Origin of the sequence: Flavobacterium sp. RSP15, from assembly GCF_003968755.1 — a bacterium.
Classification (GTDB): Bacteria; Bacteroidota; Bacteroidia; order Flavobacteriales; family Flavobacteriaceae; genus Flavobacterium.
In genome coordinates, this window is the sequence record NZ_RYDL01000001.1 from 76,983 (window position 1) to 91,200 (window position 14,218).

Here is a 14,218-nt window from a genome sequence, read left to right on the forward strand (position 1 = left end):
GTAATGCAAAGAATCAGATCGTTTATTTTATGTTTTTTTTATAATACCGCAGCAAGCCTTCTGCAGAATGTCCCAATCTCCGCTTGAGATGAATAATTGTAAAATGGTATTGCAAGCGATAAACCCCATTTTTTTGATATTTTCTGGCCGAGGTGATTACGTATTTTGGAATTACAGTAAAATGTTTTTTATCATATAGTTTTTTTATGATCTCATTGTCTTCATAAATAGTAAATTGTTCATCATATCCGTCAATTTCTGTAAAGAGCTTTTTGGTCACGAATAAAGATTGGTCACCACCGCGGCATGAACTGAAATTGAAACGGGTAAACCATTGCGAAACTAATAATACTGGGTGGGCAAAGTCAAATTTCATACGGAAGCAACCTGCTTTATTTTCTTTTCGAATTTGTGCTATTATATCTAAATCGAAATTTTCAGGAGGAAAACTATCACAATGTAAAAAATAAAAGAGGCTTCCCGTGGCTATTTTTGCACCTGCATTCAATTGTTTTGCCCGACCTTTTTCGGTATTAAATAAAACGATATTCGGGTATTTTTTAACCTTATTTTGAGAACCATCCGTACTACCGCCGTCAACGATAATGATTTCATAGGGTATTGTTTTGGAAATGCTGGTGTAAAGATGTTCTAAAAATCGATCTATAGCATTGACTTCATTGAAAATGGGTATTATGATCGAAATCTTATTCATTCAGGGTCCAATTGTATTCTTTGAAACTAATTTTTGCTTTCGGGTGTATCTTAACAGTACTGTACTGACTAATAAAATCAATTATGGACCCTTTTTTCTTGAAATCTCCTGAAAACCAATCGAATATTTTAGAAATTACAAGTTTGTCTTTTGTTATCGTATTTTTGGTATTATCTGCCATAAAATTTCTTGCGGCATCAGTTAATTGCTTGTCTAATGTGGCCGATTTATAAGCTTCATTTGATAAATTAGGACATGAAAACGATGCACAATTGATGGCAAAGTGAATACGCGGCTCATTCATTTTACGTAAAATTTCGTGTTCAATTTCTTCCAGACTGTATTTTTTTGCTCCTAATGTAATAAACTTTTTACTCCAAGGATTGTTGATGTCTTTGATACTTATTAGCGGATAATTATCTAAAATTAATTTTACTGTAAAGGCGTTGTACGCATTAATCCAATATGCGAAGACAGCATTTTTTGGCCAGGATTTTGTAGGGACATTTTTACCTAATTGATCTAAATACGATTCTAATTCGACAGCATCTTTTTGGAAACCTTTATAGTCGACACTTCCTTTATTAGAAACATGTTTTTGTAATAGAGCATTCCATTTAGCATGATTTATTATTGTTTGAACGGTTGCTTCAGTATTGTTACCATAAGCTAAATCTGGGATTTCTTTGGTCGATTTGGCACAAGAAATCAAAGGAAGTATTAAAAGTATTAAAAGGCATTTTTTAGTCCTATTTAGTATCGCTTTTTGTTTATTTTCGTGAATCTTCGATTTCATTTTATACTAATTTAAAATTGTTTACCAAATAGTCGGAGTTTATGACTAAACCTGACAAGTTATTTTTTAAAAGGATACAATTCTTGTTGCAGGAATGAAGCCGGAAATTGGTTTTCATCGTTAAAACCAAGTTCAATATCTCTGCCATCCGCAGGAATATAATTAGTTTTGAAAAGATAATCCCAAAGGCTTAATGAAATTCCGAAATTTACTCCGTATTTGTTTGGCATTTTTTTACTGTGATGCCAAATGTGCATTTTTGGATTGTTGAAAATATATTTTAAGTAACCGTAATCCCAACCCAAATTAGCATGGTTCAAATGTCCAATCGCAATAGAGACAAAATGAACTATGAACACATCCTTAAGATTAAAACCACCAATTAAAATAATTGGGATGTAAAGAATCGTTTTATAAATGATGGGTTCTATCCAGTTGTACCGAAAATGTGCCGCAAACCCCATCTCCTTTACAGAATGATGTGTTTTATGTATTTTCCATAAAAAAGGGACAATGTGCAATAAACGGTGTGTATTCCATTGAATAAAATCAGCAATCAAAAAGAATAGTACTAAGGAGATTGGTTTTGGTAATTCTGAAATGGAATACAGCTTGATCGATGTTAGTTGTAAACCAAAAATAGCTGCAAAATCATTTAAAGCCTGCTCCGTTATATTAGATAAAGCAATAAGAAGAACCAGATTTAGCAGAATAAAATTGAAGTACAAATAGAATAAATCCAACCAGAAATCCTTTCTAAAAATGGGTTGCTTTTTTCGCCAAGGAAAAACAATTTCTAAAAGCCAAACGACCAAAGAAATGACTAATAATCCGTAAAAATAATTATTCCAATTGGGAAAAATAATTTCATTTTTTAAGTAATTGAAATAACCTCTGTAAGAATTTAAAATAATATCGATATACTTATCCATTATTTAAGTTGCTTTTTAAGGTTTTATAATAACTGCTTTTTTCTAAATCTTCAAAGGTATCACTATCATTTAACGTTTCTGTAAATTCCATTTTGTAATTTTCTAAATCTTTCATAGTATCCGATAAAACTGCAGCTGTTCCCCAGTTTTTGTTTTTAAAAAGAGAAGGAATCACTTTTTTTAACCCTAAAAGGTAATAACCACCATCTTCTGCAGGACCAATCACATCAACATTATACTTTAATTTAGAGAAAGCTTCGTTGATGTGAGAGTCTTGTAAATCGAACAGGTCACTCCCAATTATGATGCAATTCTGGTATCCCAATTCAAATAATTGCTGAAAAGCATCTTGCATGCGAACTCCCACATCAGCTCCGGATTGAAGTCTTTCTTTATATGAAAAACCAGCCCATAAGTCATTATAATCAATTGTTTTATCGTAAAAAACAAATTTATCGTAATCTAAACTTTGGGTGACTTTCATCGTGTGAAGGAGTAGATCCTTATATGTTTTTAATGCTTTTTCATCACCAATAGTTTTGGCTAATCGAGTTTTTACTTTTCCTAATTCCAGATTCCGGGTAAAAATCAGTAATGCGTTATTTTTCATATACTTTTATCCCTTTTTTTAGATAGATGCTCCATTCTTTATTGTAAGTATGGACTTCGTTTGTTTCTGTTTTTTTGTTATCTACTATTTTTTTATCGTAGTTTTTCCATTCAACGATACCACCATATAAATTGAAAACATTCTTGTATCCTAATTTTAATAATTTGTCTCCAATGATTTCACTTCGCACACCAATAGAGCAGTAGACTACTATAAGTGCATTTTTATCTTTTATAATTGTTGTCACTTTTTTACCGTCAAACTGATTAAAACCAACCGCTATGGAATTTTCAATATGACTCACGTTGAATTCTTTTGGTTCTCGGGCATCAAGAAAAACAATATTGGTTTTTGATTTTATTTCCGTCACTTTGATATAAGGAACGGATCCTTTGTTCCATTGTTTCAGTACTTGTGGAATCGAGTTTTGCGCAAACACGAATGTTGAAAAAAAGAAACAGCTTAGGTATACAAAGATTTTCAGTATCATTTTATGCAATTATCCGTATTAGACGCAACATAGTTTTTTCCTGACACGCAGATTGACAAATATATAATTAAACATATTGGGAAACGGGAGACCGTTTTATTGTCCGTGATGATTTGTAATAATTATTTTGTTAAGGACGAAGCGGTCTTTATGGAGTACAGATTTTAAGTAAATATATTCTGTTTTTAAGAGGATTAAGATTTTAAGTAAAATTGACCTATTTTAAAGTATATTAGATTTTTAGTAAAACAATCCTCTTTTATGGAGTAAAAATTTCAGTTAAAAATTCCCTGTTTTTAAACAGTAAAATATATATTTACAAAAGGGGGTAAGAATGGGGGTAATAAAAATGATAAAAGATGATAAAAGATTAAAGGTATAAAAAAGAAAAAACCCCTATTTTACAGGGGTTTAAGTATCTTCGAAAGCTGGCTACTTTCATATTTCGTGACCTTGACTGGATTCAAACCAGTAACCTCTTGAGCCGTAATCAAGTGCGCTATTCAGTTGCGCCACAAGGCCATTTGCAAACCGTTATAATAACTTCATTGCGGGTGCAAATATAAGTATAAATGTGTAATTTGCAAGTCTATAATTATAAAAAAACAAAAAAACATGCCATTAAAAAATTATATACGTGATATTCAGGGATTTCCTAAAGAAGGAATTTTGTTTAAAGACATAACTCCACTGTTAATCGATCCCGAAGCGAGGAATAAATGCCTTGAAATACTGGTTTTGTCCTTGAAAGGCAAAAAAATTGATAAGGTAATAGGAGTGGAAAGTCGTGGATTTCTCTTTGGAATGTTGATCGCACAGGAATTAAATGTAGGTTTTATTCCGGTTCGAAAGCCAAACAAGTTGCCTTACGAAACTATTTCAGCAACATATGATTTAGAATATGGAACCGATACTTTAGAAATCCATATTGATGCGATTAAAAAAGGAGACCGAATCCTAATTCACGATGATGTATTAGCCACCGGAGGAACAGCCAAAGCAGTTTGCGAATTAGTGGAGCAATTGGGCGGTGAAATTGTACAATGCAATTTCTTGATGGAATTAGCTTTCTTGAATGGAAGGACAAAAATCAAAGGAAATGAAATTTTTGCCGCAATTACGTATTAATCCAATGCACGTGTGGTTACGTAATATCTAAAACCAATAATAGCCATTTGCCATTTCTTGGCTTTAGCCAAATCCAATCGCTGTTTGGTGAAACTAGGTAAAATAACTTTGTTAATTTGGGCTAGGATTTTATACATATCATTTTGTTTGGTGTAAAGATATAAAAAAAGACGATCTTGATCTGGACCGTCTTTCTGGGTTTTTAAATGTTTAATTCTATTTTGATTTTTTATTGGAGGATTTTAATAAATCTACATTTCCTTTAGTGATAATTTCAATTGCACCATTTCCCCCACCATTACCATATTTCTCTTCAGCATTTATCTTTTTTAAAACAGTCATACTTTCAATTAAATTTTGATCTGTTTTGTTTAAATCATCCAGAGTGGTATTTGTTCTTTTACCATTGATGAATATAATTGGGTTTTTCAATTCTCTTTTCAAGTTTTTGGTTGTTATCTCAATAGCTCCATTTTTTCCTTCATCTCCATATTTTTCTTCGGCAGCTGATCCTTTTAAAACAGTCATAGTTTTAATTGAATTTTGATCCATTTTGTTTATAACTTCCATTACGAGGTTTGTTTTTTTGCCATTGATAAAAATAATTGGTTTTTCAGGACTATCATTTTTCAATATTTCTTTTGTTTTTATAGTCAGTATAGACGCTCTTCTTTTACCTGTGTCAGTAACTACATCTATTTTTTTAGCTTTTTTCTTTAGATCAGCATTGAAAAAACCAATATTGACATTATTCAATTTATCTTTCTTATAAAAAAATACAAATCGATTAATAGGAGTGTTTCCTTCCTGTGTATATTCTTCTTTATTCCCTTTGTGATCATCATAAGAAGCACTAATATTTACAATTTCTCCTAACGAATTCCTTTTGATATTTGAGAATATTAAAGTAACATTATGTGTTTTTTGAACAATTTCACAATTTTCTCTAATTTCAATATCTGTAGTTGATTTGTCAGTATTAAATTTTGACATTTCGATAATTTCATCTATCTTAATTTTTTTTTCCTGAGCTATCACATTTACTTGGAAAAGCATCACAAATGCAACTAAAGCAGGAATAACGACTGCGTACTTCCAGGAATTCGATTTTTTTGATTGATTTTTGTTTAACATAACGATTCGTTTTTTGATTAATGATTGATAAAAATGATTAGTAATGGCAACACAATTCTCCTGTGTTGTTATTTTTAAAAGTGTGAACTGATACGCTTTTTTGTCGGATATCTTTTTCGTGGCTTCGCTGTCAGCAATGAATTCCAAGTTTTGGATAATTGCTTTTTTATAAAACCAAATGAATGGATTAAACCAAAACACAATACAAAACAATCTTGAAATTAATACATCAACAGTATGATTTTGCTCACTATGAACTTTTTCGTGTTCCAAAATATTTTCTAATTCGGAACTGCTGTACAAAGACGAATTGTAAACGATAGTATTAAAATAAGAGAAAGGAGCGAGGTTGTCTTTTAAGTCTATAAATTTAAAATTCGCTTGACGTTTTATGGTTTTTCCTTTTACTATTTTTTGTAAACTGTAAAATTCAAAACCAAATTTAGTGAAAAGGCATAATGTGCCAATGCAGTACAGCACTGCTAATGCCAGAAAAATATATTCTTGCGTGTGGTCTTCATCAATAATTGTACTTTTGGGCAATGATGACCAATCATAATTTATAGGAGTAGGTTCTACCCATATTGTTTTAGTAAAAACAACTAACGGCAAAAGAATGGAAGTGAATAATCCCAATAACAAAAACCAACGATTGCTTGTGAAAAAAGTTTCTTTTCGCAACATAAAATGATACGCCAAATAAAACAAGGCAATTAATCCGCTGGATTTGATGAGATAAATATAAAATACTTCCATAATTGATATTGTTAATCTAAAGTTTATATTTCCTCTTTATGACTTTCAATCATAGCCAAAATTTCCCGTAATTCAGCTGCAGATATTTTCTCTTCTTTGGCAAAATGCGATACCATATTTTTATATGAGCTGTTGAAATAATTATCAATAGCAGTATTCATGAATCGTTTTCTATAATCTTCTAAACTTATAATAGGAAAGTATTGGTGTGTGTTTCCAAAGGCATTGTGCGACACAAATCCTTTTTCTTCCAGATTGCGCACAATGGTTGAAAGTGTGTTATAATGGGGTTGATCTTCTGTGATTTCTGCAAGGACTTCTTTTACGAATGCTTTTTTGAGCTTCCATAAAATGTGCATGATTTCCTCTTCTTTGTTGGTTAACTTTTGCATAATTTTTTATTTAAACCAAATTTACAACTATTTTTTTAGTTATCAAACTACAAATGTAGTTTTTTAACTATTTTTATAGTTTTGACGTGTTTTTGCAGTTTTTTGGAAATTAATTATCCTTTTAATCAAAAATGTTATCACCACAAGGAGACTGCGTGAGGGGTAGAAGCTAGCTACCGAAGTAGCGCGTATAACCCGACGCTATAAAGAAAAGGGGCTAATAACGATTTTGTTGATAAGCCCCTTTTTTTTATAGGGTCACGCCCAAAGAATGATAATGGAATTAATTGTGTTCTTTTTGAACGAGTTTTTGCAGCCAGATACAACCTACCACAGCTAAAATACCTAAACTTCCCATGACAAACCAGTTAGCTTGGTAGCCAAAAGCGGCTATGATTTCCAGTCCAGTTTTAGAACTCGCAATGTGTGCTAAGCTGAAGCTCATGGTAAACAAAGCCATGTAGCGGCCTTCATGCCCTTTTGGAGCCCGGCTCAACGCAAATGAATTGGAGAAAGGGAAGATGAACATTTCGCCAAAAGTGATAAAAAGAATACTAACAATTAGTATTCCAGCCCACATATTGATGAGTAAAACATAAAAACTCAATGACATTAGCAATGCGCCCCAAAGAATAATTTTGAGTATACTGATGCCTTTTCTTTGAGTGAAACTTACAATTGGCATTTCCAGAAAGAAAATTAACAGTCCGTTTAAAGACAATAAAAGTCCACTTTGAAACTCGGTTAATCCAAATTTTTCATTATGATATAAGGGTAAAGTGGTGAAAAGTTGAAAGAAAAGCATGGCTGTTATGAAACAAACAAAAAGGAAGATCCAGAATATTCTGTCTTTGAAAACAGAGGCTGGCATCTCAGTTTCACTATTGGCGGAGGCTAAATCGGCAGGTTTTTTGCGTTCTTTCACTAATAAAGTAAAAATTAATATAGATACGATACATGAACTTCCATCCACCCAGAATAATCCGCTGTACCCTAAATTCATAATAATTAAACCTCCTAAAGCCGGTCCTGCAGTGAAGCCTAAATTTACCGCTAATCGTACTAAAGTCAGTGCTCTGGTGCGATTCTCAGGTTTAGCATAAGTCGCCAAGGAGACAAACATGGCGGGACGAAACATATCAGCAACGGTCATTATGACAAACATTCCAATGCACAATCCCCAGAAGGTCCGAATGTATTGTACAAAAAACAAAAGGATTCCGCTGGTGAATAAACTGAAAACCATGATTTTATAAAAGCCTATTTTATCGGATAATTTGCCACCAAGCCAAGATCCCAGCATAGAACCAAAACCAAAAGCAACCATAATCCATCCCACTTGTGCGTAGGATAAATTCAAATCTTCTTTTAAATACTTAGATAAAAAAGGCAAAACCATCGTACCGGCGCGATTTATAAAAGTGACGAGCGTTAGAATCCAAATTTCTCTGGTAAAGCCTTTGAAATTATTAATGTAGCGTTGAAAAGCAGTTTGAAACATGTATTTGTTATATTTTGCAAAGGTAGAAAACTTTGTACCGATGCGTCTTTGTGTCCTAGTAACTTTTAAACTATTTTTGCATAAAAATAAGAACATGAGAACGCTATTTACTTTATTTCTTTTGATTCAATTGAATTTAGGCTTTGGCCAATATAAATTTGACGTTTCGGCTGTAGCCAAATTTCAAAAGGAATTAAATTCAGAATATGCCGATGCAAAGACAAGTCCGTTGACTCCGAAAGATTTAGCGGAATTCAAAACACTTGATTTTTATCCTGCAAACGAAACTTTTTATGTGGTCGCTAAGTTAGTAAGAACAAAAAAAGAGAAGCCTTTTGAAATGAAAACGTCAACGGACAGGAAACCATTGTATGTAAAATATGGGGAACTTTCTTTTACAATTGACGGTCGGGATTTGAAACTGAATGTGTACAAGAATATGGAGCTCTCAAAAAAAGAGGAATATAAAGACTATTTATTTTTACCGTTTTCAGATCTGACTGCAGGAAACGAAAGTTACATTGGCGGGAAATACATTGATTTGAAAATCCCAAAAGGAGATGCTATTGTGATTGACTTTAACACGTCATACAATCCGTATTGCGCGTATAATTTTACATATTCCTGTCCAATAGTACCATTGGAAAATGATTTGAATATCGAGATAAAAGCGGGAGTTAAAAAATTTCACAACTAATGGATTTCTTTAATCTGCATACACATAAAGATACGAATCAACCCAATGTGTTGGAATTAGTGAATCAATATCCACAGGAATTTGATGCAACAATTCCGTATTATTCCATCGGGATTCATCCGTGGTTTATCATTGAAGAACGAATAGAAGCTGATTTGGCGATAATCGAAAGTAAATTACAAGAGGGGAATTGTCTCGCTGTAGGTGAATGTGGACTGGACAAACGCATCGAAGTTTCAATGGAATTGCAACAGTTGGTTTTCGAAAAGCAATTGCTTTTGGCGCAGCACTATCAAAAACCAGTGGTAATACACTGTGTCGGTGCTTTTCAGGAAGTGATTGCAATTACGAAAAAATTGAATATTTCAGTTCCAATGCTGATTCATGGGTTTTCCAAAAATGCCCAAGTCGCTAAACAATTAGTGAACAATGGATTTTATATTTCGTTTGGGAAATATTTATTGCTAAATCAGGACCTAGAAGCTGTTTTTAAAAGCGTTCCTGATAATCGATTTTTTTTGGAAACAGATACGGTGGATGAAGGGATTGAAGCAGTTTATGAATTGGCAGCAAAATACAGAGGAATTTCGCTGGAAGAAATACAGGAACTTGTGAATAGTAATTATAATGAAGTTTTTGATTTCAGAATTTTTCAAAAACATTAAACTTTAAACAAAAAACAATGGCAGAATGGACAGAGAGAGCCGAACTTTTATTCAAAAAAGAAGGTTTAGATAATTTAAAAAAGGCAAATATATTGGTTGTAGGATTGGGTGGTGTTGGTTCTTTTGCGGCCGAATTTTTGGTAAGAGCAGGAGTGGGAACGATGACTATTGTTGATGGTGACGTAGTTGATATTACCAATATAAACCGACAATTGCCTGCTTTACATTCAACTGTAGGACAACCAAAAATTACTGTTGTCGGGGATCGATTGATGGACATTAATCCAGAATTAAAATTGACGCGTGTACAGGAATTTCTTTCGCCAGAGCGTGCTTTCGAAATTGTATCGGAGGAATTTGATTATGTTTTGGATTGCATTGACAGTGTGACTCCAAAGCTGAATTTGATTATTGGAGCCAAACGAAAAAGAGTAAAAATCATCAGTAGTATGGGCGCAGGTGGGAAAATGGAAGCTTCAAAAGTGAAAGTGACTGATATTACCAATACCGTGAATTGTTATTTTGCCAAAACCATTCGAAGACGATTGAAAGAATTTAAAATTGATAAACTGAAAGTGGTTTTTTCTTCGGAAATTCAAGATGAAACGAGTTTAAAAATGACAGATGGATCTAATTTCAAAAAATCATTTTATGGAACCAATAGTTACATGCCTGGATTATTTGGTTTGTATGCTGCAGAAACCGTGATTCGTTATTTACTTAAGAAATAATGGTTAGAATTCAGTTTCTTAATGTTCCGTTCTAAAAAGTTAAGAAGTCTTAAAATCTATAAAGTCTAATAATTTAACAAAAATGATACAAACCGTAATTTTTGACATGGATGGTGTAATTGTCGATACTGAACCAGTACACCGTTATGCTTATTTCAAACAATTCGCTGAACTAAATATTCCTGTTACGGAAGATATGTACACTTCATTTACAGGAAATTCTACTCGGAATATATTTCAGAAATTGAAAGAGATTTTTGAAATTGAACATGAAGTAGAAGATTTGATTCAAAGAAAACGAACTATTTTTAATGATGCGTTTGATAGTAAAGCAGATCTAGAATTACTACAAGGCGTCGAACATCTTATTAAAGAATTACACCAAAACGGAATACAATTGATTTTGGCTTCTTCGGCATCCAAAGTGACTATTGAACGCGTGTTTAGCCGGTTTAAGTTACATGATTATTTTACACATGTGGTAAGTGGTGAAGATTTCCCTAAATCAAAACCACATCCTGCTATTTTTGAATATGCGGCAAGTTTATCAGTTGCACCAAAAGCAAATTGTATCGTTATTGAGGACAGTACAAATGGAATAAAAGCGGCTAAAGCTGCTGGGATTTTTTGTGTGGGCTACAACAGTATTCATTCTGAAGCACAAGATTTATCGGAAGCAGATGTAATGATTAATCATTTTAACGAATTGGATTTTGAGGCAGTTAGAAATATTCAATCTAAATTAAGGAATAATTAACAGTACAAAGGCATTGAATTTGTAAATTTGGAAAACATTTAAAAATTACAATATGAAAAAAATAATCATTGCACTGGCTTTATTCATGGCCGGTTTCAGCGCTGAGGCTCAGTTAAAAACACCTCAATCAAGTCCGAAAATGACGTTTATGCAAACAGTTGGTTTGACTGATGTAGAAGTTAACTATTCAAGACCAAGTGCCAGAGGAAGATCCGTTTTTGGAAATTTAATTCCTTTTGGAAAAGTATGGAGAACTGGAGCTAATGAAAATACAACTGTTTCCTTTAGCGATGATGTGATTATTGATGGTAAAACATTGAAAAAAGGAAAATATTCATTGTATACTATTCCGAAAATAGAAAGCTGGGAGATACTATTTTATAAAACTACTGATAACTGGGGTAATCCAGAAGAGTGGAAAGAAGAAAATGTAGCGCTTAGAGCTACTGTTACCCCTGAGACAGTGAATAAAAGTGTGGAAACATTTACTATTGGAATTAGTGGTTTAGACAATAATTTTGCTTTTTTAGAAATCTATTGGGAGAACTCCTATGCTGCTTTAAAATTTGAAGTGCCAACACAACAAAAAACAACGGCTAACATCGAGAAAGCATTAGCTGGACCAGCTAGTGCAGATTATTTTTCTGCTGCCCAATTTTTATTCCAATCGAATGGCGACAATGCAAAAGCATTGATTTATGTAAACAAAGCGTTAGATATGTCTAAAGACAAACCGTTCTGGTACAACAGATTGAAGTCATTAATTCAAGGTAAACTGGGAGACAAAAAAGGAGCAATTGAAACGGCTAAAGCATCACTTGCAGCAGCAGAAATTGCTAAAAACCAAGATTACGTGAAAATGAATAAAGACAGTATTACAGAGTGGAGTAAAAACTAATTACTCTAACGTTTTTATATAAGAAGATCTCGTCTCCATTTAGAGACGGGATTTTTTTTTGAAATTTTGGACTGTGTAATTTATTGGACTGAATAATTTATTAGATGTTTGCGTATATAGTATCCATGGGATTATTATTACTTCGCCAGTTCGCTCTTGCTCGTTTCTGCGGAAGAAGAGATTTTTATATAAGAACTTCTGAAGTAAAAAAAATAACCGCAGATTCACAGATTTTTATATTGATAATCCGTGAATCTGCGGTTATTTTTTTATTTAGGCTGTTATCGCTCTCTGTTTTCTAAAAATGGTCCATTGCAACAATAATGAAATTACAATTGTAAGCATTGCACCAATGAAATTCAGCCACAAATAACCCAGTTTTTCTTCTCCGCTCGGGAAAATATAAATGGCGTAATAGTAGATGATAAAAATAGTAATCTGACTTACTACAGCGCTATAAAAAATGGCTTTAGATTGTACTTTATGGATGTAAAAACCAACTAAGAAAATTCCAAGGACTGTTCCATAAAATATGGATCCAATGATGTTTACCAGTTGAATTAAATTTTCAAAAAGCGTTCCAATACAAGCAAATAGGATGGCTATAACTCCCCACAGTAAGGTAAAGAATTTTGTAGCATACAGGTAGTGCCGTTCTGATTTTTCTTCTTTTAGATTGCGTTTGTAAATATCAATTGCGGTGGTAGAGGCCAGTGCATTCAATCCCGAAGCGGTAGAGGACATAGCAGCCGAAATAATTACGGCCAGTAACAAACCAATAAGCCCTTTGGGTAAATAGTTGAGAATAAAGTGAAAAAACACATAATCTTTATCATTGGTCTCGCTATTACTATCAGCTTTGAGAATTATTTCTTTGGCTCGATCTCTTAAATCTTTTTCTTTATTGGATAAAGTCACTAATTCTTTCCTAAGGGTTGGATTGTCATAATCCTGATTGAGCTGGTCGATGTACAAAAGATTAATTACTTTTTTGTCTTCGGATAAATCGTCTAATTTTTTCTCCAAAGCATTGTATTCGCTTTTGTAAGCTGATTTTTCAATCATGGCTTTATTATTTGGATTAAAATTTAACGGAACAGGATTGAATTGGAAAAAGACAAAAACCATAACTCCGGTCAGTAAAATAAAGAACTGCATAGGTACTTTTAAAAGCCCGTTCATGATTAGTCCCATCTGGCTTTCTCGAACGGATCGTCCGGATAAATAACGTCCTACCTGCGATTGATCGGTACCAAAATAGGCTAATGCCAAGAAAAAACCTCCTGTTATTCCGCTCCAAAAGGTATATTTTTCCTCTGGATCTAAAGAGAAATTAACAATATCCATTTTATCATTTGCCCCAGCAATATGCAACGCACTGGAGAAAGTCATATCATTAGGTAAATAATGCAAAATCAGAAAAAAAGTGATTAGCATTCCGGACATAATCACAAACATTTGCTGTTTTTGAGTTACATTCACTGCTTTGGTTCCACCCGAAAAAGTATAAATGATAACTAATACACCAATAATAATATTCATGTAGGTAAGATTCCAACCCAATAAAGCGGACAAAATAATTGCCGGAGCGTATATGGTCAATCCGGTTCCTAAACCTCTTTGGAACAAGAAAAGGATGGCAGCTAGGGAACGGGTCTTCAAATCAAATCTTTTTTCAAGGTATTCATAAGCTGTATACACTTTGTATTTGTGGTATAAAGGGATAAAGGTCACACAGATTACCACCATTGCAATTGGCAGTCCAAAATAGAATTGCACAAAACCCATACCGTCATGATAGGCTTGCCCGGGAGTAGAAAGAAACGTAATTGCACTGGCTTGTGTGGCCATAACAGAAAGTCCTACAACATGCCAAGGTGTTTCATTACTCCCTAAAATAAAGTCTTCTACATTTTTACTGCCCTTGGTTTTCCAAGCCCCATAAATTACAATAAACAATAAAGTTACTATCAGTATAATCCAATCAAATAATTGCATAATTTAAGCGTATAATTT

At 33.1% G+C, this 14,218-nt stretch carries 16 protein-coding genes and 1 tRNA gene; 6 read left to right on the forward strand and 11 right to left on the reverse strand.

Annotation, left to right across the window (positions count from 1 at the left end; genetic code table 11):
• Positions 1–22 precede the first annotated feature (22 nt).
• The 6 genes from EKM00_RS00310 to EKM00_RS00335 form a co-directional block, all read right to left on the reverse strand.
• Complete coding sequence (locus EKM00_RS00310) at positions 23–715, reverse strand: TIGR04283 family arsenosugar biosynthesis glycosyltransferase (RefSeq protein ID WP_126451492.1); 693 nt, start codon at positions 713–715, stop codon at positions 23–25.
• On the reverse strand, positions 708–1,511 hold the full coding sequence (locus EKM00_RS00315; RefSeq protein WP_126514845.1) for a DUF547 domain-containing protein: 804 nt from the start codon (positions 1,509–1,511) through the stop codon (positions 708–710). Before EKM00_RS00315 ends, EKM00_RS00310 begins: the two co-directional genes overlap by 8 nt.
• A gap of 59 nt (positions 1,512–1,570) precedes the next feature.
• Positions 1,571–2,443, reverse strand: coding sequence for a sterol desaturase family protein (locus EKM00_RS00320; RefSeq protein WP_126514846.1), 873 nt, complete (start codon positions 2,441–2,443; stop codon positions 1,571–1,573).
• Complete coding sequence (locus EKM00_RS00325) at positions 2,436–3,053, reverse strand: TIGR04282 family arsenosugar biosynthesis glycosyltransferase (protein WP_126514847.1); 618 nt, start codon at positions 3,051–3,053, stop codon at positions 2,436–2,438. Before EKM00_RS00325 ends, EKM00_RS00320 begins: the two co-directional genes overlap by 8 nt.
• Complete coding sequence (locus EKM00_RS00330; protein ID WP_126451494.1) at positions 3,043–3,543, reverse strand: rhodanese-like domain-containing protein; 501 nt, start codon at positions 3,541–3,543, stop codon at positions 3,043–3,045. The genes EKM00_RS00325 and EKM00_RS00330 overlap by 11 nt, the downstream gene beginning before the upstream one ends.
• 448 nt (positions 3,544–3,991) lie before the next feature.
• Positions 3,992–4,065, reverse strand: a tRNA-Arg gene (locus EKM00_RS00335).
• 93 nt (positions 4,066–4,158) lie between these two features.
• Here EKM00_RS00335 and EKM00_RS00340 point away from each other — a divergent pair.
• Entirely contained in the window at positions 4,159–4,671 is a 513-nt protein-coding gene (locus EKM00_RS00340) for an adenine phosphoribosyltransferase (protein WP_126514848.1), read from the forward strand.
• Here the strand turns inward: EKM00_RS00340 and EKM00_RS00345 are convergent.
• The 4 genes from EKM00_RS00345 to EKM00_RS00360 form a co-directional block, all read right to left on the reverse strand.
• A complete protein-coding gene (locus tag EKM00_RS00345; RefSeq protein WP_091170625.1) occupies positions 4,668–4,808 on the reverse strand; it encodes an SsrA-binding protein in 141 nt (46 codons plus the stop codon). The two genes, EKM00_RS00340 and EKM00_RS00345, sit on opposite strands and share 4 nt — an antisense overlap.
• A 79-nt stretch (positions 4,809–4,887) precedes the next feature.
• A complete protein-coding gene (locus EKM00_RS00350) occupies positions 4,888–6,561 on the reverse strand; it encodes a M56 family metallopeptidase (protein ID WP_126514849.1) in 1,674 nt (557 codons plus the stop codon).
• A 23-nt stretch (positions 6,562–6,584) separates the two neighbouring features.
• The gene (locus EKM00_RS00355) at positions 6,585–6,953 is read right to left on the reverse strand and encodes a BlaI/MecI/CopY family transcriptional regulator (protein ID WP_126459340.1); all 369 of its coding nucleotides are present in this window, start codon (positions 6,951–6,953) and stop codon (positions 6,585–6,587) included.
• Positions 6,954–7,236: 283 nt separating this feature from the next.
• Entirely contained in the window at positions 7,237–8,454 is a 1,218-nt protein-coding gene (locus EKM00_RS00360; RefSeq protein ID WP_126451500.1) for an MDR family MFS transporter, read from the reverse strand.
• A gap of 94 nt (positions 8,455–8,548) precedes the next feature.
• On the opposite strand from EKM00_RS00360, the gene EKM00_RS00365 reads away from it, so the two are divergent.
• The 5 genes from EKM00_RS00365 to EKM00_RS00385 all read left to right on the forward strand — a co-directional run bounded on the left by EKM00_RS00365 (position 8,549) and on the right by EKM00_RS00385 (position 12,202).
• The gene (locus EKM00_RS00365) at positions 8,549–9,151 is read left to right on the forward strand and encodes a DUF1684 domain-containing protein (RefSeq protein ID WP_126514850.1); all 603 of its coding nucleotides are present in this window, start codon (positions 8,549–8,551) and stop codon (positions 9,149–9,151) included.
• Positions 9,151–9,816 (forward strand): TatD family hydrolase, encoded by a 666-nt coding sequence (locus tag EKM00_RS00370; RefSeq protein WP_126514851.1) that lies wholly within the window; start codon positions 9,151–9,153, stop codon positions 9,814–9,816. Before EKM00_RS00365 ends, EKM00_RS00370 begins: the two co-directional genes overlap by 1 nt.
• A 17-nt stretch (positions 9,817–9,833) precedes the next feature.
• A complete protein-coding gene (locus EKM00_RS00375; RefSeq protein WP_126451503.1) occupies positions 9,834–10,547 on the forward strand; it encodes a tRNA threonylcarbamoyladenosine dehydratase in 714 nt (237 codons plus the stop codon).
• 82 nt (positions 10,548–10,629) lie between these two features.
• A complete protein-coding gene (locus EKM00_RS00380) occupies positions 10,630–11,304 on the forward strand; it encodes an HAD family hydrolase (RefSeq protein WP_126514852.1) in 675 nt (224 codons plus the stop codon).
• Between the two features lie 52 nt (positions 11,305–11,356).
• A complete protein-coding gene (locus EKM00_RS00385) occupies positions 11,357–12,202 on the forward strand; it encodes a DUF2911 domain-containing protein (RefSeq protein ID WP_126514853.1) in 846 nt (281 codons plus the stop codon).
• Positions 12,203–12,475: 273 nt separating this feature from the next.
• Here the strand turns inward: EKM00_RS00385 and EKM00_RS00390 are convergent, their stop codons facing one another.
• Positions 12,476–14,200 carry a sodium:solute symporter gene (locus tag EKM00_RS00390; protein ID WP_126451506.1) on the reverse strand — a complete coding sequence of 575 codons (1,725 nt, stop codon included), beginning with the start codon at positions 14,198–14,200 and terminating at the stop codon, positions 12,476–12,478.
• Positions 14,201–14,218 lie beyond the last annotated feature (18 nt).

Bases quoted from the DNA above. Each gene is read 5' to 3' on its own strand.
- EKM00_RS00310 (WP_126451492.1), bottom strand. From the start codon at position 715: ATGAATAAGATTTCGATCATAATACCCATTTTCAATGAAGTCAATGCT.
- EKM00_RS00315 (WP_126514845.1), bottom strand. From the start codon at position 1,511: ATGAAATCGAAGATTCACGAAAATAAACAAAAAGCGATACTAAATAGG.
- EKM00_RS00320 (WP_126514846.1), bottom strand. From the start codon at position 2,443: ATGGATAAGTATATCGATATTATTTTAAATTCTTACAGAGGTTATTTC.
- EKM00_RS00325 (WP_126514847.1), bottom strand. From the start codon at position 3,053: ATGAAAAATAACGCATTACTGATTTTTACCCGGAATCTGGAATTAGGA.
- EKM00_RS00330 (WP_126451494.1), bottom strand. From the start codon at position 3,543: ATGATACTGAAAATCTTTGTATACCTAAGCTGTTTCTTTTTTTCAACA.
- EKM00_RS00340 (WP_126514848.1), top strand. From the start codon at position 4,159: ATGCCATTAAAAAATTATATACGTGATATTCAGGGATTTCCTAAAGAA.
- EKM00_RS00345 (WP_091170625.1), bottom strand. From the start codon at position 4,808: ATGTATAAAATCCTAGCCCAAATTAACAAAGTTATTTTACCTAGTTTC.
- EKM00_RS00350 (WP_126514849.1), bottom strand. From the start codon at position 6,561: ATGGAAGTATTTTATATTTATCTCATCAAATCCAGCGGATTAATTGCC.
- EKM00_RS00355 (WP_126459340.1), bottom strand. From the start codon at position 6,953: ATGCAAAAGTTAACCAACAAAGAAGAGGAAATCATGCACATTTTATGG.
- EKM00_RS00360 (WP_126451500.1), bottom strand. From the start codon at position 8,454: ATGTTTCAAACTGCTTTTCAACGCTACATTAATAATTTCAAAGGCTTT.
- EKM00_RS00365 (WP_126514850.1), top strand. From the start codon at position 8,549: ATGAGAACGCTATTTACTTTATTTCTTTTGATTCAATTGAATTTAGGC.
- EKM00_RS00370 (WP_126514851.1), top strand. From the start codon at position 9,151: ATGGATTTCTTTAATCTGCATACACATAAAGATACGAATCAACCCAAT.
- EKM00_RS00375 (WP_126451503.1), top strand. From the start codon at position 9,834: ATGGCAGAATGGACAGAGAGAGCCGAACTTTTATTCAAAAAAGAAGGT.
- EKM00_RS00380 (WP_126514852.1), top strand. From the start codon at position 10,630: ATGATACAAACCGTAATTTTTGACATGGATGGTGTAATTGTCGATACT.
- EKM00_RS00385 (WP_126514853.1), top strand. From the start codon at position 11,357: ATGAAAAAAATAATCATTGCACTGGCTTTATTCATGGCCGGTTTCAGC.
- EKM00_RS00390 (WP_126451506.1), bottom strand. From the start codon at position 14,200: ATGCAATTATTTGATTGGATTATACTGATAGTAACTTTATTGTTTATT.